At 63.7% G+C, this 22,282-nt stretch carries 18 protein-coding genes and 1 pseudogene; 5 read left to right on the forward strand and 14 right to left on the reverse strand.

Translation table 11 applies throughout. The features are described 5' to 3' along the window. The first annotated feature begins 368 nt into the window (after positions 1–368). The gene (locus LVJ94_20640) at positions 369–1,286 is read left to right on the forward strand and encodes a hypothetical protein (GenBank protein WXB09626.1); all 918 of its coding nucleotides are present in this window, start codon (positions 369–371) and stop codon (positions 1,284–1,286) included. 12 nt (positions 1,287–1,298) lie between these two features. Continuing rightward, positions 1,299–2,717, forward strand: coding sequence for an ABC transporter substrate-binding protein (locus LVJ94_20645; protein ID WXB09627.1), 1,419 nt, complete (start codon positions 1,299–1,301; stop codon positions 2,715–2,717). Here the strand turns inward: LVJ94_20645 and LVJ94_20650 are convergent. The 8 genes from LVJ94_20650 to LVJ94_20685 all read right to left on the reverse strand — a co-directional run bounded on the left by LVJ94_20650 (position 2,704) and on the right by LVJ94_20685 (position 11,120). Further along, a complete protein-coding gene (locus LVJ94_20650) occupies positions 2,704–4,059 on the reverse strand; it encodes an MFS transporter (GenBank protein WXB09628.1) in 1,356 nt (451 codons plus the stop codon). The two genes, LVJ94_20645 and LVJ94_20650, sit on opposite strands and share 14 nt — an antisense overlap. Positions 4,060–4,063: 4 nt before the next feature. Further along, on the reverse strand, positions 4,064–5,401 hold the full coding sequence (locus LVJ94_20655; GenBank protein WXB09629.1) for a dicarboxylate/amino acid:cation symporter: 1,338 nt from the start codon (positions 5,399–5,401) through the stop codon (positions 4,064–4,066). A gap of 470 nt (positions 5,402–5,871) precedes the next feature. After that, the gene (locus LVJ94_20660; protein ID WXB09630.1) at positions 5,872–6,327 is read right to left on the reverse strand and encodes a hypothetical protein; all 456 of its coding nucleotides are present in this window, start codon (positions 6,325–6,327) and stop codon (positions 5,872–5,874) included. Between the two features lie 26 nt (positions 6,328–6,353). After that, entirely contained in the window at positions 6,354–6,632 is a 279-nt protein-coding gene (locus LVJ94_20665) for a PTS sugar transporter subunit IIB (GenBank protein WXB09631.1), read from the reverse strand. 42 nt (positions 6,633–6,674) lie between these two features. Beyond that, on the reverse strand, positions 6,675–8,465 hold the full coding sequence (locus tag LVJ94_20670) for an HPr family phosphocarrier protein (GenBank protein WXB09632.1): 1,791 nt from the start codon (positions 8,463–8,465) through the stop codon (positions 6,675–6,677). After that, the gene (locus LVJ94_20675) at positions 8,462–9,880 is read right to left on the reverse strand and encodes a hypothetical protein (protein ID WXB09633.1); all 1,419 of its coding nucleotides are present in this window, start codon (positions 9,878–9,880) and stop codon (positions 8,462–8,464) included. The genes LVJ94_20670 and LVJ94_20675 overlap by 4 nt, the downstream gene beginning before the upstream one ends. 2 nt (positions 9,881–9,882) lie before the next feature. After that, the gene (locus LVJ94_20680; protein WXB09634.1) at positions 9,883–10,335 is read right to left on the reverse strand and encodes a PTS sugar transporter subunit IIA; all 453 of its coding nucleotides are present in this window, start codon (positions 10,333–10,335) and stop codon (positions 9,883–9,885) included. A gap of 95 nt (positions 10,336–10,430) precedes the next feature. After that, entirely contained in the window at positions 10,431–11,120 is a 690-nt protein-coding gene (locus tag LVJ94_20685) for an alpha/beta hydrolase (protein WXB09635.1), read from the reverse strand. 105 nt (positions 11,121–11,225) lie between these two features. Here LVJ94_20685 and LVJ94_20690 point away from each other — a divergent pair, with 105 nt between their 5' ends. Beyond that, positions 11,226–12,896: an amidohydrolase gene (locus LVJ94_20690; protein ID WXB09636.1), complete on the forward strand. Its 1,671-nt coding sequence runs from the start codon at positions 11,226–11,228 to the stop codon at positions 12,894–12,896. Positions 12,897–12,988: 92 nt separating this feature from the next. Here LVJ94_20690 and LVJ94_20695 read toward each other — a convergent pair whose 3' ends face one another. From LVJ94_20695 to LVJ94_20715, 5 genes are read right to left on the reverse strand one after another with little or no spacing between them, the layout of a single operon-like run. After that, positions 12,989–13,579 carry a hypothetical protein gene (locus LVJ94_20695; GenBank protein ID WXB09637.1) on the reverse strand — a complete coding sequence of 197 codons (591 nt, stop codon included), beginning with the start codon at positions 13,577–13,579 and terminating at the stop codon, positions 12,989–12,991. A gap of 45 nt (positions 13,580–13,624) precedes the next feature. Continuing rightward, entirely contained in the window at positions 13,625–14,035 is a 411-nt protein-coding gene (locus LVJ94_20700; protein ID WXB09638.1) for a hypothetical protein, read from the reverse strand. After that, positions 14,025–14,381 (reverse strand): 6-carboxytetrahydropterin synthase QueD, encoded by a 357-nt coding sequence (queD, locus tag LVJ94_20705; protein WXB09639.1) that lies wholly within the window; start codon positions 14,379–14,381, stop codon positions 14,025–14,027. The genes LVJ94_20700 and queD overlap by 11 nt, the downstream gene beginning before the upstream one ends. A 6-nt stretch (positions 14,382–14,387) precedes the next feature. Continuing rightward, complete coding sequence (locus LVJ94_20710; GenBank protein WXB09640.1) at positions 14,388–14,783, reverse strand: dihydroneopterin aldolase; 396 nt, start codon at positions 14,781–14,783, stop codon at positions 14,388–14,390. 2 nt (positions 14,784–14,785) lie between these two features. Next, positions 14,786–15,562 carry an SDR family oxidoreductase gene (locus tag LVJ94_20715; GenBank protein WXB09641.1) on the reverse strand — a complete coding sequence of 259 codons (777 nt, stop codon included), beginning with the start codon at positions 15,560–15,562 and terminating at the stop codon, positions 14,786–14,788. 125 nt (positions 15,563–15,687) lie between these two features. On the opposite strand from LVJ94_20715, the pseudogene LVJ94_20720 reads away from it, so the two are divergent. After that, a pseudogene (locus LVJ94_20720) lies at positions 15,688–16,818 on the forward strand (DEAD/DEAH box helicase). Here LVJ94_20720 and LVJ94_20725 read toward each other — a convergent pair. Then, a complete protein-coding gene (locus tag LVJ94_20725) occupies positions 16,818–20,966 on the reverse strand; it encodes a hypothetical protein (protein WXB09642.1) in 4,149 nt (1,382 codons plus the stop codon). The pseudogene LVJ94_20720 and the gene LVJ94_20725 overlap by 1 nt on opposite strands. 351 nt (positions 20,967–21,317) lie before the next feature. Between LVJ94_20725 and LVJ94_20730 the strand changes: the two genes are divergently transcribed. Next, positions 21,318–22,235 (forward strand): hypothetical protein, encoded by a 918-nt coding sequence (locus LVJ94_20730; GenBank protein WXB09643.1) that lies wholly within the window; start codon positions 21,318–21,320, stop codon positions 22,233–22,235. Positions 22,236–22,282 lie beyond the last annotated feature (47 nt).

A 22,282-nucleotide genomic window follows, 5' to 3' on the forward strand; every position in this document is an offset into this window, starting at 1 on the left:
GCGGGGCCCGACGCGTTGAAAACGTAAAGGCTGATTGTCTCTGTGACAACGGCCGATTCGACCGTTGGGAAGTTCAGATCCAAGTTCCCCTGCTCGGGCGGATCTTCTTTTGCGCTGCACCCCGCGCAAACCAGAAGCGTAGGCGCGATGAAAGAGACGAGGAAGGAAGTCACTCGCACGGATGTCACCCCTTTGGTCGAACGTACCATGACGACCTCCTATCATCGCTGAAACTTGCAGCGATGCCCACCTTTTGAGAGACTCCGCGATCAAGGATGTGTCGACTCGAAACGCCCCGCCTCGAGGGGACGAGGGGCGGAGCCTCCATGCGAGGAGGCTTTCATCCCGGTGCGGAAGGTGCGGACGACATGAAAAGCTTATCGATTCCAAGAAAACATAGAGCCAAGATCTTCGTTGCCCTGCTTACGTGTGCCTCGCAGCTTTCGGCCCCCGCGAGCTTTGCGCAAACCGTCACGGCCGCGAGCGGCGTCGACGACGAACTCGCCGACGCGGAAAAGTTGATCGCCAACGTCGACTTCGAAGGAGCGATTCCAGTGCTGGAACGCATCTCGAAGCGCAATGGGCTCTCACACGAGCAATTGATTCGCGTTTACCGCAACCTCGCTACAGCACACGCCGTCGTGGGTCATGCCAATGTCGCTCGCGACATCTTCGTGAAGCTCATTGCGATCGATCCCGACTTCAAGATCGATCAGAACATGAGCCCGCGCGTCAAAGCCCCGTATTTCGAAGCGAGGGGATCTTGGAGCGCACAATCGATCAAACCAGGCATCGAGGCCAGCTCGCAGGTACACCGCGGGAGTGATAGCCGCATCGTGGTCACCCTCCGCGATCCCACCCGGATGGCGAGCAAAGTGGTGGTCGGTTACCACTGGGAGGGAAGCGATCCGTTTACGGTGAAGACTTCGGGAGCCACCGCAACGACGACCCTTGTCGTTCCGCCACCAAAGGACAAGGCAACATACCTCGAGGTCTACGCTCAAGCGCTCGACGGGAACGATGGAGTCTTGTTCGAGAGCGGCAGCCCCACCAAGCCCATCGTGACCGAGGCCCCGCCCGCAGCGCCCGATGGTGCGTTGAACTCGGTCGATGGTTCGGATCGCAACAGCAAGTCGGTGTTTGCGAGCCCTGTGTTTTGGGTGGTCGCGGGCGCCGTGATCCTAGGCGGCGCGGCCGCGGCTTACTTCCTCGCCCGTCCCAACGATCCTGCGACCACGCAGCAGATCAATCCGCTTATCCGCTGCAGCGGCGGCACGTGTCAGTAACGAGGGAATCCCATGAAGACGACGAGAACTTTCTTGAGTGTGGGTGGCCTTCTTGCGCTCGCAACCGTTGCTCCGGCCCTGGGGCTGCAGACGACGGCGTGTTCGAAGGACGAGCCTCCCCCTGCCAGTCAGAATCCCATCAAGATCGGCGTGTCGGCCGCGCTCGACGGCCCCTACGGCGGTACGGGCCAGGGCATTCGAGCGGGCATTCGCGCGGCGGCCGCCGTCATCAACGCGCGCGGAGGTGTCCTCGGTAGGCCCATCCAGCTTCTCGAGGAGGACGACAAGAGCAGCAATCCGGATCGCGATGGGTCCAGATTGCTGAAGGACATCATCAATAAATTCCGCGCCGAGAAGGTCTCGGCGATCCTCGGCCCGGGTGCAACCGTGCAAGTCGGCACCGCCATGGAAATCACGTACCCGAACGGCGGCGTGAAGGGCGCGAAGATCCCGTCCGACAAGACGCCAACGCTTCTCATCTCGGCATGGGCAACGTCTCCGACGTTGACGGATCAATGGCCGGCGTTTCCAGATCGCTTTCTCTATCGCACACCTCCCTCCGACTTCTATCAGCGCCAAGCACTCTGGAAGCGCATGGAAGAGCCGACGGTCCTGGGCGATGGAGGCGTGGGGCCGATCTCGTGCGAACACCCCTTCTTGGTCTATGCCCAAGACCCCCTCGGCGAGACCTACAACCAGTACGGAACGGAGGTAAAGGGCCTTACGGATGCATACAAGAGCGCTGTCAAAACGGGCCAACAAACTGAAGGCTATGCGGCTACGATCGACAAGTTCAAAAAAGCGCCCACGACACCGGGTTGCGTCGCCCTGGTGACCTATGCCGACGTCTCGGCGCAGGTCGTTCGGGCATTCCGGCAGGCAAATATCACGACGAAATTCTTTGCGACGGATGCCACCTTCGACAGCAGCTTCTTGGATATCGTGGGCGATACGAGAACGCTCGACATGGTAGGGGTCGAGCCCGACACGATCCCGGAGGACTATCCGCCGTTCGAAGAGTTCAAGGCGATCTTTCGAGCCCATACCCCGACGGCGGATGGCGGCGTGCTGCTTGATCCGCCGTCGTACGCGTCCAATGCGTTCGACGCGATGGTCCTCGTGGCCTTTGCGATTCAACGTTCCGGAAAGCCCGACGACCCCTATGAGATTCGCAACTCACTCGTCGCAGTCTCGCGTGGAGAGCCAGCAGGGAGCGGCGTGCAAGTTACCCCTCGGGGCATCGACGCAGGTTTCAGTGCGCTCGCCAGTGGGAGCGAGATCAACTACCAGGGAGCTTCGGGCCCGGTCGATTTCGACGAGAACGGCGACGTGAAAGCGGGTTACGTGAAGTGGATCTTCAAGAACGGTAACTTCCAAGTGCTTTCCGGGAACGGGTCCCGCTACAAGCCGACGGACTTCAGCGATCAGTAGTCTCGGCGCTCTCGCGATCGAGCAGCGATGTCTTCTTCGTGTCGGTCATCCCCAGGTAGGCGATGAACGACACGAAGATGCACGCGCTCACGTACCAGAAGAAATACGGCTCGTGGCCGTGGTCTTTGAACCAGAGGCCCACGTATTCGGCCGTGCCGCCGAAGATGGCGACGGTGACGCCATAAGGGAGGCCGACGCCGAGGGCTCGGATCTCGGTGGGGAACATTTCGGCCTTCACGATGGCGTTGATGGACGTGTAGCCGCTGACGATGACCAGCGAGACCATCATCAACGCGAAGGCGACCCAGGCGCTCTTCGTCTCGCTCAAGGCGGTGAGGATCGGCACGGTGCCGAGGGTGCCTAGGATGCCGAAGCCGAGGAGCAGCGGGCGCCGGCCGATGTGGTCGGACACGAGCCCGAACAGCGGCTGCATGAGCATGTAGAGGAACAGCGAAACGAAGGCGAGCAACGTCGCCGTGTCCTTGGGCAGACCCACCGAGTTCACGAGGAAGTTCTTCATGTACGCGGTGTACGTGTAGAACGCGACCGTGCCGCCCAAGGTGAGGCCCACCACGAGAAGCAGCGCCTTCGGGTGACGCATCAATTCGGCGATCGTGCCTTTGCGCTGCGCGCGCTCGCCCTCCCCTTTTTGGGCCTTGAACGACTCCGTTTCCTCGAGGCGGCGGCGCAGATAGAGCGCCACCACCGCGAGCACGGCGCCGATGACGAAGGGGATGCGCCATCCCCACGCGGACAACTCCGCAGGGGTCAGCACCAGGCGTTGCAGCACCAGCTGCACGGCGAGGGCGGCGAGGTGGCCGCCCACCAGGGTGACGTATTGAAAGCTCGAATAGAAGCCGCGCCGATCGCGCGTGGCCACCTCGCTCAAGTACGTGGCCGAGGTGCCGTATTCACCGCCCACCGAGAGGCCCTGAAGAAGGCGCGCCGTGACCAGCATCACGGGCGCGGCGATGCCAATGCTCGCGTAGCCCGGCGTGAGCGCGATCATCAGCGAACCGAACGACATGAGAAACACGGACGACGTGAGCGCCGCTTTTCGGCCGACGCGATCGGCGTAGCGGCCGAAGATCCAGCCGCCGATGGGGCGCATGAGAAAGCCCACCGCGAAGATGGCCGCGGTGTTCAGAAGCTGCGCCGTCTGACTGCCCTTTGGGAAGAACGCAGGCGCGAAATACAGAGAAAACGCCGAGTAGGCATACCAATCGTACCATTCGACCAGGTTGCCGATGGATCCGCCGAAAATGGCGCGCAGACGCCAGCCCATGTCGTGGGAATCGCGCTCGCGCGCTTTCTCGGAGGGCGTAGCGTCTGCGGTGACCATGGTCCTATATCCCTTCCGCTGCTGGGCGAGCTGACGCTTCCTCCGCGACATCCGCCGCCATGTCGACCCGCTCCGGATCGAGCTTGATGCGCTCGGCGAACTTCTCGCGGTCGAGCTCATTTTCCCAGCGGGCGACCACGACGGTGGCCACACTGTTGCCGATGATGTTCGTCAGGGCGCGCGCCTCGCTCATGAAGCGATCGATGCCCAAAATGAGGGCCATGCCGGCCACCGGAACGTCGGGCACGACGGCGAGCGTCGACGCCAGGGTCACGAAGCCCGCGCCAGTGATGCCCGAGGCGCCCTTCGACGTGAGCATGGCCACCACCAAAATGGTGAGCTCCTGCCCCAAGGTGAGGTGCGTATTGGTGGCCTGCGCAATGAACAGCGCCGCCATCGTCATGTAAATGTTCGTCCCGTCGAGGTTGAACGAATAGCCCGCGGGAACCACCAACCCGACGACCGACTTGGAACACCCCACCCATTCCAGCTTGGTCATGAGCTTGGGCAGGGCGCTCTCCGAGGAGCTCGTCCCGAGCACGATGAGCAGCTCCTCACGGATGAAGACGATGAACCGGAGAATGCTGAATCCCGACATGCGGGCAATGGTGCCGAGCACCACCACGACGAAAAGGATGCACGTCATGTAGACGGAGCCCATCAGCTTGGCCATCGGCAACAGCGACGAAATGCCGTACTTGCCGATGGTGAAGGCCATGGCGCCGAAGGCGCCGAGGGGCGCCACCTTCATGATGATATTGACCACCCCGAATATGGCTTTTGCCGCAAGCTCGATGAAATGCAAAATCGCTTTACCGCGTTCGCCGAGTGCACTCACCGCGAAACCAAAGAGGACCGCGAGGAGGAGCACCTGCAAGATCTCGCCTTTGGCAAAGGCGTCGACCACCGTGGTGGGGATGATGTTCAGAAGGAAATCCACCGTGTGCTGCCCTTTGGCCCGGGTGGTAAATTCGGCGATTTCCTTGGTGTCGAGCGTGTGCGGGTCGACGTTGAAGCCCGCGCCGGGTTTGACCAGGTTGGCGACGATCAACCCAATGGCCAGAGCGAAGGTGGAGACGATTTCGAAATACAGAAGCGCTTTGCCACCGATGCGCCCAATCTTCTTCATATCCTGCATGCCGCCAATTCCGGCGACGATGGTGCAGAAGATGACCGGGGCGATGATCATCTTTATCAACTTGATGAAGCCATCGCCGAACGGGCGCATCTCGACGGCGAGCTGGGGACGCACGTAGCCGAGGACCACGCCGCACGCGATGGCGAAGAGGACCTGAACGTACAGTATCTTGTAGAGAGGCTTCTTTTCTGCGGCGGAAATCATGGTCGGAAGACGCAGCTTCTCACCGCACGCACGGTCGGGACTACCTCCAATTTCTCAATTTTTTCTGTTCCGACGAGTCGGGAGTGAACACCGTTAGCTCGAAGATCCATACATCACGCATTCCGACGCGCCCCTCGTAGACATGAAGCTCACTCTGCAATCCGCGACGCGATGCGACACCCTCGATTTGCTCTGCAAGCGTCGAGACCGGCGCGGGGCACTTCGCCAAGGGTGTCGATTGCGCTTCATGCGAGAGGGTTCGCAAATCGCGCGCGGCACCTTCGATTTCAACGGCAAGACGGGTCAACAATGGAGGCCAGTACCGACGGGGCATCATAGCCCTGAAGATACTGAACAAACGACCAGCGTCAAATCCATGGAGCCGCCGTGCCACTTCCCAGAGAAATTCACAGGGAGATCGGGAGGTCGGGAGTTTTTTTGATTGGGGAAACCGGTCCCAGCGGAAATCCTTAAACCCTCCCGGTCTCCCGATCTCCCTGTAAATTTCTCTCTTCAACGATCCTCTCGAGCGTGCGCACCAGTTCGTCGAAGCCTTCCAGGTCGCGAAGGATCCAATAGCGGCCCTGCCACGACGGTGCGGGGACGATGCGGATCAACACGCGATCGCGAACGAGGAACCGGCGCACGCGAATGGATTCGACGCGGTGCAAATCAAAACTGTGCCGACGTCCATAGCGACGGAATGTCAGTGTGGCATCGTCCAACTCGATCCGACTCGGAAAGTGCAGCGTGAGCGCGCCCCAGGCGAGGACCAAGGGAATGGCCACGCGAAGCGCGACTGCGACGCGGCCGAGGGTTCCCTCGGGCGTCCACGCGAGGAGCGCGATGAACACGGCGGCGAGCAGCGCATCTTGCGCGACGAGCGAGGCGTAATAGCGCGGGGGTGCGTAGGAAAACCGGCGCATCTCGGGCTAGCGCTCTCGCTCGGCGCTCACGCGCTGAGAAGCTTCACGATGCGCTCGACGTCCTTGTCGATGCCGATGCCGGTGAGAAAGCTCACGGTTCGAACGATAGGTTTCCCCTTGGAATCTCCCACCTCCGTGGTGGAGACGACCAAGTCGAAGCCGGAGATCTTGCTTTCCACTTCCGAGGCTTTGCATTGCTCGATGCGAACGAACAATCCGCGCGCACGAAGAAGTTCGTTCAGCTTTTGAACGACCACCGTGGAGGTTGCGATCCCCGATCCGCAAGCAACCAAGATTTTCTTCACGTTCCAAGAATCGCCGAGCATGGATGCCGCAGCAAGGGGTTGTCACCGATTCCGTGCACCCAAAGCTACCTTGACCGACGCGATGCGTTCACATGCCACGCTAAGGGCGTCCACCCCGAGGGCTACGAGCTCCCGTGCCATCTCCGGATGCCCTGCGAGTTCTCCACAAACCGTGACCTTTCGACCCGTTGCGTGGGCGCGTTCGACGATGGTGCGAACGACGACGAGAAGGCGCTCATCGCGCAAGAAGGCTTCGGTCCCCTCCCAACGCAATACTGCACGATCGACGCCAAGAACACTTGAGGCGAGATCGTTCGTGCCAACGGAGATGAAATCGGATACGCGCGCGATCGCCTCGATGGCGTCGGCCGCCTCGCGCGTCTCGATCAAGGCGCCCACGGGGGCATCGCTCGCCAAGCCGGCGCGCACGCGCTCGATGTCCTCGGCCGATCGCGCCATGGGAACGAGGACCTGAACGTCCCCGTGTTCACGGGCGCGGTCGATGGCGCGCAGCTGCGCCTCGAACACGTGCGGGTGCGCGAGCAAGAGATCCATGCCGCGGCCCTCGCCGGGTAACCACGGTATCGGCTTGTCGCCGCCCGCATCGAAGAGACGCACGATGCAGGGGTTGCCCGCGACGCCCTTCGCCAAGGCGGCGTAGACGCTCGCCTGCTCCATTTCACCGGGGGGCGAGAGGCGGCCGCTGAAAAGGAGCTCCGTTCGCACGAGGCCGATGCCGTCGGCGCTTGGCGGGATGCGCTCGTCCAGGCTGCCGACGTTGGCCCGTACCGCGGTGTCCGAGCGAATCGCGCGCGCAAGCTCCTCGTCACGCCGCTTCTGCGCGAGCCAGGCGTCGTGCCGTGCGCGTGCGCCTTGGAGGAATTCCGCGCTTGGGCTGCTCCAGAATTGGCACGAGGTCTCGGTGGACTCGATGACGATGGTCTCGTCGCGGCGAATGGCCGACACCACGTGCGCAGGGGCGAACACCAACGGGAGCCCTCGGCCGCGCGCCAGGATGGCCGCGTGCGAGGTGTAGCCAGGGCCGGTGTCCCCTTCCGCGATGATGCCGCGAAACGATCGCGGCAAGCCGACGAGCAGCGACGGCGTCAACACGCGCGCAACGAGGATACGATCGCCCTCGCCCGCGAGGAGCTCCGCGGTCACCAGATCGACGCCGAGGAGCACCGCGCGCACGCGCTCCAGGGCATCGCGAACGAGATCGCTCCGTGCGGTGCCCGCCGAGGCCGCGGCGACGTCGAGCGCCAGCACCGCGCTCATCCCCGCTTCGAGGTTGGGCAAGGTCGCGTTCATCAGCTCCATCAAGATGACGGAGAGCGGCTCGAAGAGCTGCGCCTCGGGGGGCGGGAGGCGCGCGATCAAGCGATGCAGCTCGCTCTGCGCGCGTCCAAAGGCGGCGTGCACGCGGCGTCGGCTCGAAGGGATGTCGTCCGAGATGCTGTAGCCGGGCATCGATTCCGGCGCCGCATCCGCCACGGTGCTAAGGAGCAGCGACGCGCGTCCGATGGCCATGCCCGGTGCGGCCGCCGTGGCGATTTCGGGCAGCGCGTCGGTGGAAAATCCGTGGTGGATCAAGTCGGACAGGCGCTCCAGCGCCAGCGCGGCGTGTTCTCCGCGCGCGACCAGGCGCACGGTGCTGCCCCGGATGGCGCCCAGCTTGAGCACCTCGAGGATCTTTTTGGCATTGGCCGATCGCCCCTCGAAGGCGATCTCGATGGCCGCGGTCTGACGCGACGCAAGCCGCACGAGCATGCTTGCGGGGCGCGCATGCAACGGCTCGGAGAGCTCGATGTCGATCGCCTCCTCGTCCGTCACGGGTCCTCCATGTCGCGCGTCTCGTCCTTGTATTGTGCACGCATTTCTCCGCGCACCCAATACCAGGCACCGGCGTAAATCATGCCGACGACGACGGCCCGCCAGAAGCCGGGTGTGCCGGGCTGAAAGAGGTTGAGCACGATCCAGGGCAGGATGTGGCTCCCCAGATCCAAGGCCGACCACTCTTGGTACTGCGATGCGAGCTGCGTCGTGGCCTCGGGGCGGACGCCGGCCGTGTGCGCCAGCTCCGTGGTCAACGGGCCCAAGCTGGTGCCGATCCAGAGAATGGGCACCATGACGAGGATGGCATTCACCAGCCCGCGCACCATATTGCCGCGCGAGGCAGCCACCGCCCAAAGGACGAAACACGGAAGCGTGGCCAGATCGGCAAAGGGCAGCAGGCGATTGCCCGGCAGGAGCACCGCCACGACGAGCATGATGGGGACGCAGAGCAGCGCCACGGCCATGTTGGCGGGGTGCCCGAAAACCACGGCGGCATCGAGACCGATGAACAGGTCGTGCCCCGGAAGCCGTTTGCGCAAGTATTCGCGGGCGCCCTCGGAGACCGGGATGAGGCCCTCCATGAGGATGGCCACCACCTTGGGCAGCACGATGAGCACCGCGGCCATGGTCACCGCGAGGGTGGAGATCTCCTTGAACCACGCGCCGTAGCGATGTTCTCGCCACAGAGAGATCCCCCCGAGGGCTCCGATCAACGCGCCCAAGGCCGCGCCCATGAAGATGGGCTCCCCGATGATGCCGAGCCGCCCGCGAATCGTTTCGGGGCGGATTTCCAGCTTCGAAAGGCCGGGGATGCGCCGTTCGATGCGCTCGAGCGCGTACATGAGCGGCGCCCAGTTCACGCTCTCCGTGTGCGGGAGGGAAATGCCGGGCAGGCCGAAATGGTGCTCGATGGCCGGCGCGGTCCAATCGGCCAGCTTGAAGACGATGAAGGCCGTGAGGCACGCGCCCAGGACGCCCAACCCGATGGAGTGCGTCGCCGCATGGATGAGGGCGCCGGTGTAGATGAAGTGCCAATAGTTCCACAGGTCGACGTCGACGGTGCGCGTGACGCGGGTGGCCACCAGGATGACGTTGAGCGCGAACACCGAAGGAATGAGCGCCGCCGAGATGGGCGATGCAAAGGAGACCGCGGCGCCCATGGGCCAGCCCACGTCGAGCACGTCGAGCTTGAGGCCCAGCACGGTAGCAAAGGCCATGGATCGCGGGCCCACGACACCGACCAGGAGGCCCACCACGAGGCCGATGGCCACGAAACCAACGCCGACGGTGAGTCCTGCGCGCAGGGAGCGGGCGATCCCCTGCCCGAGCACGAGCCCGAACAGCGTGATGAAGATCGGCATCATCACGGGCGCCCCCAAGTCCAAGATGTAGCGGACCGTCGCCTCCAACATGGTCACCCCCCCTTCAAGGCCTCCCTGAGCACGCGCGCGAGTTCGTCCGCGTCGCCAGCGTCCGCCAGTGCGTGGCGCAACGCCCGATCTTGCAAGGCGGCCACCAGCTCGGCGAGCTCGCGCGCCGTCTCGGCGGTGGCGAACGCCGGCACGATGACGATGGACACGTCGAGCACCGATTCGGGCGCGCCCATTTCGCGAAAGGCCACCGGCGCATCGAGCGTGAGCACGGCGATGCTCGAGGCGAGGACGTGCGACGCATCCACGTGGGGAAGCGCCACGGCGGGCGTATCGAACGGCAGGCCGGTGGGCGAATGCTTCTCGCGCAGGACGCACGCATGCCCAAAGGACGCGCGCACCCTACCGCGGGCGACCAGCCGCCCGGCGATTTCCAAAATGGCATCTTCGGCGGATCGGGCGCTGGACTTCGCGATGCACCACCCCGCGTCGATCATCGGGAGGAACGCTACCGCGGCCTCTCGGCGGGCGGAACCCCTTGTCTGGTTTTGCTCTGGTTTTGCTCTGGTTTTCGTCCGGTTTTCGCTTTCGCTTACCGAAGGAAAGGCGCCAGGAAGGTGTCGGCTTCTGCGCAGATGCGCCCCAGGGACTTCACGAGCTCGTGCCCGTCGTCCACCTCCACGAGGTGCACGTGGCGCTTGCCTTTGGCCCACGCGCGCGTCAAGTCGATGCTGGCCACGTCGTCCGAAACGCCGTGCACGATCAACGTGGGCACGCGCACTTGGGGCCAGCCGCCCGAGCGGGTGTCGATGGATTCGAGATCGCGGATGAAGTCGAAGTCGACGTGGGTGCGCTTTTTCTCGGCGTGGTCGTCGATTTCGAAGGCGTTGGTTTCTTGCCAGCGGCGCCAGTCGTCCTCCCCGAGACGGGCGCGCCAGCGCGGGGCAATGCAAAACGCCGGCGCGAGGAGAACCAGTGCGCACACGCGCGAGTCTTCTTCCGCGACACGGCATGCCGTGAGCCCGCCGAGGCTCGATCCAAAGAGCACCGAGCGATCGGCGTCGCTGCCCATGGCGTCGCGCACCACGCGCATCATGGCCGAGAGGCGCAGATGCTCCAGTGAGGGAACGCGCAGATTCAGTCGCTCGACGGCGATGCCACGCTCGGCGTAATGGTTGGCGATGGCCACGCCCTTGGACGATTGGGGGCCCGAGGCGAATCCGTGCAAGTACAACCAGCGGGGACCGGGATGGGGCTGCGGCGGAGTAATCGTGGTGCGCATGTCCAACTACTCATTAGGTCGTGACGACATCGAATGCACTACCTACTAGGCAATGTTTCGCCTTATCTGTCGTGCTCTCGAATGCGGACTCTCCAAGGGATTGGCTTGGCTTCGGTCGTCATCCTCGCGGGCATCCCGGGCTGCACCGAAAAAGAAATCGACCCCTCGGTCCAAACGACATCCTTGGACGACCGCAAAGCCTGCACGCTCTTCTACCACGGGAAGATCTTCACCGGCGAGGGGCGTGCCGAAGCCATCGGCGTGTGCGGCTCGACGATCGCCTTCGTCGGGCATGCGCGAGACTTCCGCGAGCGCCGCTACGACACGGTCGACCTCGGCGGACGCACCGTGGTGCCGGGGATCGACGATGCGCATGCCCACGTGCTGGGGATCCCCGGCACCCGGTTGAACACCGGCGACTTCGTGCCCGGTCCGGGCCCCGCTCTGGACGAGGTGAAGGACATCGTCCGTCGGGGAACGACGGCGCATCCGCCGGGAACCTGGCTCGTGGTGACCGTGGGCGAGGCCATTTTGGCCGATCCCGATGCGACGCGCTTTGCGTTGGATCCGGAGGCGCCCGACCATCCCGTGGTCCTTCGTTCGTGGACCGGGCATGGCACGGTGATCAACACCCAGGCGATGCGCACCCTGGGCATCTCCGAAACGGAGCCCGATCCGTTCGGCGGCCGCTACGTGCGCGTGGCCGGGTCGAACGTCCTCGACGGCGTCGTGCAAGAGTACGCCGAGCACCTGTTGAACCGCAGGCTCTTCGAGCGAACGAGCGACGCGGAGCTGGTGGCCTCGTACCGCGCGTTCGCCGAACGAGCCGTCAGGGTCGGCTACACGAGCATCCAGGACATCCCCCTGGGCCTCACCCGGGAGCGCGCGGCAAAAATCCTATCGATGGCTTCACTTCCGATTCGAGTGCGATCCATCTGTTTTCCGCTCACGGTCGACGAGGCCTGCGATCGGCAATGGCCGGCGGGGACCTCTCCATCGGGGAAGACCTCGCTGAGCGGTCTGAAATGGATCACCGACGGGACCCCGCTCGAGCGCAACGCCTTCCTCGAGGAACCTTACGCCGACGCGCCCGATTTTCGTGGTGTCTTCAATTTCTCCGACACGGCTTTGCGCGCCATGCTCCGTCGCAGTCTACGCGGTGAGGGCGGGAAAGAGGACCGCGAGCAGCCCATCTTCCACACCGTGGGCGACGGCGCGCTGGACGACGTGCTCGATGCGGCGCGGAGCTTCGGCGCGAAGGCCTGGCGTGGTCGCCGCTTTCGCATCGAGCACGGGGACCTCATCTTCCCTCGGCATTTCGCCGCGCTGCGCAGCATCGGTGCCACGGTGGTCCAGAACCCGCTCCACCTGGCGCTGCCCGATTTGATGCACGAGCGCCTGGGCCCGGTGCGTGCGTCCACGATGCAGCCGCTTCGTTCCCTGCTCGAACGCGGCATCGGCCTCGCCTTTGGCACCGACTCCATCGGTGCCGTCGCCTCCCCGTGGCTCGACATGTACTTCGCAACCACGCACCCCACGCATCCATCCGAGGCCATCTCGCTGGAGCAGGCCCTCGTCGCCTACACGCGCGGTGCCGCATACGTCGAATTCGCCGACCACGAGAAGGGCACGCTCGCACCGGGGATGCTCGCCGACTTCGCGGTGCTCTCGCAGGACATCTTTCGCGCGCCCCCCGAGGATCTCCCCAGCACGACCAGCGTGCTCACCGTGGTGGACGGTCAGATCGTGTGGGACTCGGGTGAAATCGCGAGATAGCGGAAAGCGCAGTCTGGCTAGGAACATGCGATCACGCGGAAGACGTCAACGTCAGACGTTGACGTCAGACGTTCACGTCAACGTCGAGCCTATCACCAGGTGATCGAGTAGGCGCAGCTGCCAGCGCCCTGCTTGCGGCAGGTGTTCGTGCGCACGTGTTCGACGAAGGCGTAGGGCTCGAAGCGCAGGGCGAATCCAAAAAGGATGCCGCGGTCGATGTCACACGGATACGGATTTTCGCACACGATGGTGATGCGCTTTTCGCCCGGGTGCGGATGGTACCAATAATGGCCAATGCCCTCGGTCATCTTGCCGGTGACCGTGTCGAACATGAGCCTGCTATTTTTGCGATGGTTCAAATGGTAGGCTACGTCGATCGACTCGAAGGCGCTTTGCATGTCGACGATGGTCGGCGGGAGTGCGGCATTCTCGGGAATGCGCTTGCCAATGGTGAGCGTCTTCGACGGCCCGACGGCCTCGCTGATCTCGAAAAGGGCGGCCAGATAGTTCTCCATCGGCCACCAGTTGCGCGGATCGGGGACGAATTTGCCCTCTTTCTCGATGGTGCCCAAACCGTGCTTCGCGAAAATGCGATACGCGATTTTTGGTATCAATCGAAAAGCGGAGATGACATTGGCAACGGCGTCGTATCCGTTGACTTCGAGTCCGGGCTCCAGGCGCATGTTTTGCGGGGTGAAAGAAGGGATACGAAAGCTTCGTTGCCCTTCTTATTGAAGATGATCATCCCGCACAAGCGTGTTCGATCCGACAGCGCGCGCCAAATGCGCGAGGGCGGCGGCAATGCTCGTCGACAGTTCCACCAACGGCGGTTCGTGTGCGCGGACGTACACGAGGAAGTCGCGCGCAATGACATCGTAGCGTGCTCGATGGCGCAGCATGCAGAGTGCACCTCCGTTCGCCAGCGTGAGGCGCGGGCCCGAAAGCGCGATGTCCTCGGCCAGCGGCTTGCCATAGCGCGCCATCACCTGGTCGAGCACGGCGAAGGGCAACTCGGCGTCGAGCTCACCGTCGATGACGATGCGAACGCCACCTTCACACGCGGCCAGGCGCGTGATCTGGCGCGAGCCGTCGGCGCGAAGGTGCTCGTCGATGGTGATCGCCGGCCTCTCAGGGGCCACGGTAAACGCAGCCCGACGTGCAGGTTTCGCGCACCACCACTTGGCTGAGGCCCGAGAGGCCAGGCTTGAGGCGATCCCAGATCCAGCGGGCGAGGTTTTCGCTCGTCGGGTTCTCGAGGCCTTCGATTTCGTTCAAAAGGTAGTGATCGAGCTTGGCATGGATCGGTGTGAAGGCCTTGGTGAGATCCGCGAAGTCCATCACCCAGCCTTGGGGCTGCGCGAGCGGGCCTTCGACGTGGATCTCCACCCGGAACGAGTGCCCGTGCAGCCGCCGGCACTTGTGCCCGTCGGGGGTGTGCGGCAAATGGTGCGCGGCCTCGAAGCGAAACTCTTTGAAAATCTCCACGATGGTCTACTCCGTCTGCTGGCGCTCGATGGTGATGCCGGCGGCCGCCGCATCGGGAAACACGTCGAGCTTCTCGAGCCGCACCCGCACCAAACGGACGCGCGGATCTTCCAGACCGATGTCGGCGATCTGCTCGGCGAGCGTTTCCAACAATTTGACCCGGGCCGCGCGCACGCACGCGCGAACGCGCTTCACAATTTTTTCGTAATCGACGACCGCGTGAAGCTCGTCGACGACCGGGCCCGATTCCTCCCGCACCGACAGGTCGATGTTCACGCGCAGTCGCTGCGCTTGTTCGCGCTCGGGCGCCGGCACGCCGATGAAACAGGGGATCATCAAGTCACGGATGAAGACGTGGCGGAGCTTCTGCCCCGCATCGGCCATCGTGTGTCGCTCGTACATGGTCATTCCTCGAGGTCATCCGGGCCGGGGGGGGCCCAACCCAAGTGCTCACCCCCGTCGAGCGCGAGCATCTGCCCGGTGACGGAGTGGGATTCGATGAGAAAATTCACGGCCTGGCTGATCTCTTCCGGGCTGGCGCCGCGCTGGAGCGGAAGCCGCTCGACCTGGCGCGCGAACTGCTCGAGCGATTGATGCACGCTCGGCAAGGTGGGCCCGGGCCCCACGGCGTTCACGCGAATGCGCGGTGCCAGGGCCTGGGCCATCGTCCGCGTGAGGGTCCACAAGGCGGACTTGCTGACCGTGTACGAGATGAAGTTCGGCGATAGATTCCACACCCGCTGATCGAGCAGGTTGATGATGCAGCCCGAGTCCGTCTCCGGGAGCGCCCGCGCGAAGTCCTGCGAGAGCACGAAGGGCGCGCGCAGGTTGGTCTCCATGTGGAAATCCCACGATTCGCGGGTGGCGTTCGCCATGGTGTCGTATTCGAACGTGGAGGCGTTGTTCACCAGGCACCCGAGCGGACCGATGGCCGCGATGGCGCGGGGGACGACGGTGTGCATCTCCTCCTCGCGCGAAAGATCCGCAGCGAGCGCCACGGCATGGCCGCCCTCACCGGTGATCTCCGCAACGACGGCCTCCGCCTCGTCGCGGGAGCGGCCGTAGTGCACGGCGACCCGAAAGCCGCGGCGGGCCAGGCCGAGGGCGATGGCCCGGCCGATTCGGCGGCCGCCCCCGGTAACGAGCGCGGCGCGCGAAAGACGTGAAAGTGGCGCGTGCATGGGCGCAGGCATATAACACGGCCTTGACCGTCGTCACTCCGTGGAGTAGAGCGAGCGCGCACTTACAGAGCGTGCCGGCCTCCGCCGCAGCCTGTAAGCGATACGAGAAAGAGTAGATCCTTATAGTGACCCTCCAAGCCTCGGCGTTCGCGCCGCTCGGTCTGTCCACGCCGCTCTTGCGCGCTGTTCTGGACGAGAAATACGCATCCCCCTCCCCCGTTCAAGCGGAAGTCATCCCGCACGCACTCTCCGGACGCGACGTGCTCGCGTGCGCACAAACTGGCACCGGCAAGACGGCTGCCTTCGTGCTCCCCATCCTTCAGCAGCTCGCCGCGCAGCCGCCGCCGTCGCACCCGCCCGCCCGGCGGCCGATCCGAGCCCTCGTGCTGACGCCCACGCGCGAGCTGGCGGCGCAGATTGCCGAGCGCGTGTCCGTGTACGGGCGCTACCTCAAACTGCGCCACGGCGTCGTCTACGGCGGCGTGAACCCGAACCGGCAAGAGCTCGCCCTGCGCACGCAGCCCGATGTGCTCGTGGCCACGCCGGGGCGCCTGCTCGACTTCATTCGCCAGGGCGTCGTCCGGCTCGATGGGGTCACGCACTTCGTCCTCGACGAAGCCGACCGCATGCTCGACATGGGCTTTCTGCCCGACGTGCGCCGCGTCTTTGCCGAGCTACCGCCGACGAAGCAGGTCCTCTTCTTTTCCGCGACCATGCCGCCGGCCATCGAGGCCCTCACGCGCACCATGCTGCGCAATCCCGCGCGCGTGGCGATCACGCCGAAGGTCACCACCGCCGAGCGGGTCGATCAATCGGTGATGTTCGTCGACCGGGCGGACAAGCGAAAGGTCCTCGAGAGCGTGCTCCGCGAGGCCGACGTCGAACGCGCCGTGGTCTTCACCCGCACGAAGCACGGCGCCAGCCGCCTCTCCGCGCAACTCGACCGCGCAGGCATCGCCGCGGCCGCCATCCACGGCGACAAAACGCAGAGCGCGCGCGAGCGGGCGCTCGATTCCTTCCGGACGGGCCAAACCCGCGTCCTCGTCGCCACCGACGTGTTCGCGCGCGGCATCGACATCGACGGCATCTCGCACGTCATCAATTTCGACCTGCCCAACGTCGCCGAGAGCTACGTGCACCGCATCGGCCGCACGGGGCGTGCGGGAGCCTCCGGCCGCGCAATCTCCTTTTGCGATCGCGAGGAGCGCCCGCTCCTCACCGACATCGAGCGCCTCATCCAGCGCCGCCTGCCCGTTCAAGCGGCGACGGCGATGCCCAATGTCTCGCGCAAGTTGAAGTAGGGTTCGCTCACGCTGAAGACGACCAGCTCCTTCAATTTGTCCGAAGGAGCCATGTCGCCCGGAAGCTGCGGCTCGGCCATGATGACCTTCTTGGCGATCTCGAGGTCGGCGCAGAGCAGCAGCCCGGCGCGGACCGCGGTGACCTCCACGGTCTGAACCCACTTCTTCAGGTCCACCTTCATCCCATCGTCGATGAAGCGCTGCACGACCACGCGAAGCGAATCGCGTTGAATCGGCTGCATGTACTTCACCAGCTCCTGCGCCGCGCCCTTCACCGCCTCGGCGATCTCGAGCGGCACGTTGAAATCGGCTTTGGCGATTTTGATGGCCGCGAAGAACATCACCTTGAGTTCGGTCATCGACGGGAACAAATTCCGCATGTAGTGCCCGCCGCGGTAGTACGCGAGGTGCTTGCCCACGATGAACGTGAGCTCCTGCGGCGTGAACCCGCTGAGGATCGTCTGCCCGGCGACGCTCGCCGGCGGCGAGTACGGCACCGCGAGCAGCGAGCCCTGGATGTCGGGGCGGACGTAGAGCTCCGGCGCCGGCACGCCCAGCACCTGGGCCGCCCAGCCGAACGTCTTCGCCAAGGTCACCGTGCTCGTCACCGGATCTTGCCGGTAGCGCCGGTCGAGCACCGGTAGCTGCCCCTGCGCGCGAAGCGTATTCAACTTCGCCACGATGGCCGCCGGAACGAGCATCTCGAAGATCTTGTCGACGTAGAGATCTTCCTCGTTGTGCAACAGGCTGCGAACCCATTGCTCGTTGCCCAGGCGATTGCGCACTTGGAGCATGCGGCGCGGGCGATAGCTCTCGAAGAACTGCTGCTCGCCCTCGTCGGCCTTGTGCAAGAAGGATAGCGCCGCGCACATGCACCAGGCGCGATCGTACTCGTGACGGTGCAAGTACAGCTTGCACATGGCGCGGTACGGCTCGATGCGCATGGGATCCTTGGTGAGGATGCGCGCATGCTCGGCGATGGCCGCGTCGGTTTGATCCGTGGCCTCGAAGAGCTCGGCCAGGATCTCGCGATCCATGGTGCGTTCGGGGTGGGCCGTCTCCCCTGCCCGCGCCGCGAGCTTGAACGCCTCGATGGCGCTGGGCACGTCGTTCAGACGATCCCGGTAAATGAGCCCCAGGCTGTGCCACAGGTTGTTCTGCAGCTCCATGTCGCTGCTCTTGGTGAGCCGCCGGAGCATCTTCCGGAACGAGCGCTCGAGCCCCTTCCAGTCCTTGTTCGTGGTGAGCATCTTGACGATGCGTTCGAAGGCCTCGAGCAACTTCGGATTCAGATCGAGCACCTCGTTGAAGAGCTCGATGGATTTCGCCTCGTCGTTCAACTTGTCGCGGTAAACCTGGGCAATGGCGTAGATGTATTTGCTCTTGCGCGTGGGATCGCGGTCGAGCGAGGCCATGGTCCAAATGGTCTCGATGACCTTCGGCCAATTCTCGGTCTGCTGGCAGAGCGCGACGATGCGGTGCATCAGCGGATAGCAATCCGGCTTGATCTTCAGCGCGTCCTCGAGGCTCTCCAGCGCCTTGAACAGGTCCTTGGCCTTCTGCTCCCAGAGATCGGCCATCTCCAGCAGCATCTGGTAGCGCTTTTCGGGATCGCTTTCGCTGTCGAGCAGACGCTTTTTGAGCCCGGCCACCTGCTTCCAGTCCTTCTGATCCGTATAGAGCTTGATGCACGCTTCGAGCGTCGGCTGGTGTACCTCGTTCGAGGTGAAGGCCTTTTCGAAGTTGGCAATCGCCTGTTTGGCAAAGCCTTGCTCGCGCTTCATGCACCCCAATTTGAAGTACACGTCGGCGCGTATTTCCTTTTCGTCCGGCGGGAGCGACGTCAAAAGCTTGTGGTACTTGGTGAGCGCCGCGTTCCAATCGCGCAGGTTGAACGCGGCATCGCCGAGGCCGCGCACCGTTTCCAAGTCGGTCACGTCGAAGCGGTAGGCCGAGGTGAAGGCCTTCAGCGCCTTGTCGTTCTTTCCGAGCGCCAAGGCCACCATGCCCTGTTGCTTGAACAGTGCATGCTGCTCGTTGCGCGGGCGCTTGTTGCCGCCCTTTCGGATGACCAGCTCGATGGGCCCGTCGGCCTTCGCCCACTCTTTGCGCTCGATGTACTCTTCGATCAGCGGCAGCGCCGCCTCCTCGTTGTCGTCGTCGGCCTGGTACGCCGCCTCGAAGGCGAGCAGCGCACTGGACCCATCGCGCATCTTTTCCTTGTGCAGCGTCCCGAGCTCCACGAGGAGCTTCGAGCGCGTGCGCGCATGCGGCGTGTTGCTTTGCTCTTGGTCGAGGTAGCGAATCACGCGCTCGTAATCGCTATTATCCATCGCGATCTTGCGCGCCGCGGCCAGGGCGCGAACATGCGTCGGATCGAAGCCAATGGCCAAATCGTAGCGATCTTGCGCCTCGAGGCGGTTGCCGACCTTTTGCTCCAGCGCCTTTCCAATCTTGAAAAAGGCTTCCGCGCGCTCTTTCGGATCGCGCGTGAGCTCCGCCAGGCGGGTCATGTGCTCGAGCGACTGATTGGAATTGCCCTGCCCTTCGTAAAGTTTGGCCAGGGCCGCGTTGGCCTCGACGTTGGAATCGTCCATGGCCACGATGTGGCGGTACGCGTCGATGGTCCGCTTGGGATCGGGCAGATCGTCGGTGTGGATCTTGGCAATGGCCGCGTACAGCTGGACCTTCATCTCCCGGCTGGTGGCAATCTCCAAGTGCCGCTCGTAGGTTCGCACGAGCTCACGCCACTTGCGCGATCGCTGGTACACGCGCTCCAGCGCCGCGTACGCATCCTCGTGCGTATCGTCGATTTCGAGCACCTGCTCCAGACGGCGCGCCGCGTTTTCCGGGCGAACGAAGTGCTCCTCCTCCAACTTGGCCACGCGGAGCAAGATCTCGATGCGCTCGCTCGCCGTCTCCGAGACTTCGATCGCGGCCTCGAGGACGCGCTGAAGCTCCGTCCACTGATGGAGCGCCTCGTGCACGCGGGCCAGGCCGAGCATGGCCTGCAGGTTCGACGGATCGGCGTGCAACACCTCGCGGTAGACCTCGAGCGCGCCCGCGTTGTTGGGCATCAGCTGTTCGATCTGCGCGTAATACGCGTGCGCATATTGCGTGTGGCCGATGAGGCCATGCCATTTGGCCAGGTGGAGCAGAATACGGATCTGGTCCTTCTCCCCTTTGCGCTCCTCGAGCCAGCCGGTGGCGGTGCGAATCAGTTCGTCCCACTGTCCGGTCGCATTGGCGACGCGCTCGATGTAGCGCGCGGTTTCGCCATCGTGCACGTCCTCTTCCAGCGCGCTCATGAGCGCGACGAACGCCTCGTTGGCGTCGCCGAGCCCCTCCTCGCAGGCCTGGGCTATTTTGTGCAGAAGTGCGATTTTTTCGGTCTTTTCGGGGCCGGCATCGAGGCGGGCCAAGAGCAGATCGATGAGCTGCGGCCAGCGCGAGGCCCGCCGGTGCCGGCGCTCCAGCTCTTCGAAGGCTTCCGAATTGTGTGGGTCGAGCTCGAGAATTTTTTCGTACGCCGTCGTCGCCGCGTCGGGCTGGCGGAGCATCTGAGTCCAAATCGTGGCGATGCTTCGGTATTCTTCGATTTTGGTGGCACGGTCGCGCAGAAGGTCCGCGCGCATCATTTTGACCTGCACGACGTCAGGCCAACTCTGCATGTCGCGGTACATGGTCTCGAGCGCATCCAAGGCCTGCGGATCGGCCTCCACCTCGAGGAGTTTGCGCCAGGCCTGGGCGGCTTCTTCGTGCCGGCCGAGGTGACGGCTGTAGATCATCGCGAGTTCGCGGTAGATTTCCTTGAGCTCCTCCGGATCGAGGAGGTGGGAAGCGCGCCCGACGACTTGATGAAGGGCCACGACCAGTTGATTGGCATCTTGTTGGCGGCGCCGAATGGCCGCAATCGATCGCAGCGCTACCAGGTTCGCATAATCGATTTCGAGAATGCGTTGGTAGTCGACAATCGCCTTGTCGTCCCGGTGGAGCTTATCGAGGAAGATCCTCGCCCTCCGGGTCAGTATGTTGAGTCGGTCGTCCTCGTTGGGGACGAGGGCAAGCGACCGTTCGAGGACCTCGACGAGGTCCCGCCACATCTGCTGTTTTTCGTAGAGGTTAGCTAAAGCCGCAAGCGCTTCCGGGTCCCCCCACCTTAGATCGAGTGCCACTTCACCATGTACGATGGCGCCCTCTGGTTACAGGGTGCGACTCTGCGGCATGTTTGCGCCCATTTCCCGCGGCCGGATGAGGCGCTCCACGGTCCCGGTTGAGCAACAGCCGCTCAGTGCATGCGCAACCTTCGCCCACGTCACGCAGGCATCGCGCAATGCGAATAGTGGATATATTTCGTATTCGTTGATTACGTATTTAAACTTTGACTCATCGCCACTGCATGTTACTTCGAATTGAAACCAAACGGGGGCCCTCACAATCTGGAGGAGAGGCGAATGACACTGCGTGTGGCTTTGGGTATCGGTCTATTGGTGCTCGCGGCGGGGTGTGCGGCGACGGGCGATGTGGACGAAGGAAATACGACGGAGGGCCCGATCGCGGGCCCGTCGACGATGTGGGTTGGCGCCAACGTGAGCAAGCCGGACAACAAAGTCGGCTCGTGGCTCGCCGACTCCGACAAATTCGGACCGTGGCGCATTCGCCGCTCGTTCAATCCGGGTTTGCCGGACCATATCAGCCGATCGGCCGCGGCCAAGGATGCCGAGAACAACGTGATTTCGTTCCTGTCGGTGAAGCCGCCGACCATCGATGGTGTGGCCAAAGGGAAATACGACGAGGAGATTCGTTCGCTCGCCGCCTCGTTCCCCACGGACCACACGACGTACCTCACGATGTACCACGAGCCCGAAAATGACATGGATGGGCCGACGTTCGTGAAACTCTTCAAACATTTCTATGAAGTCGCCAAGGGGGCGAACTCGCATATCCAAATTGGATACGTGGCCATGTCCTATCAGTGGCGCCCCGGCTCCGACTCGACGAAGAACCAGGACGATTGGTGGCCCGGCGAAGGCTCCACGGACTTTCTGGGCGTCGACGACTACAACGAGGCCACCAAGAGCAAGCGCTCCAACGCGGGCAACGATCCGCAGTTCCAGCGCTGGTACAATTGGGCGAAGACCAAAGGAAAGCCGCTGGCCGTCGTCGAATTCGGTCGACTGGAAAACCCCGACGACCCCGGCGCGCGCGCGACCGACCTCCTGGCGACCGAGACCTACCTCCGCGAGAAGGGCTTCTTCATGTTCCTCTACTGGGACGCCATCGGAACCAAGAACGTGGACTGGCGCCTGAGCAGTGGCCCCACGGGGGACGCGATGCGCTCCATCGCGTCACGCGGCCAAACGGGCTGGTAGCCACCCCGTCCTGGTTGGCGGGAATGCGTTCGGGAACTTCGGCGTAC

It is taken from the genome of Sorangiineae bacterium MSr11367 (genome assembly GCA_037157805.1).
GTDB lineage: Bacteria > Myxococcota_A > Polyangia > Polyangiales > Polyangiaceae > Pendulispora > Pendulispora rubella.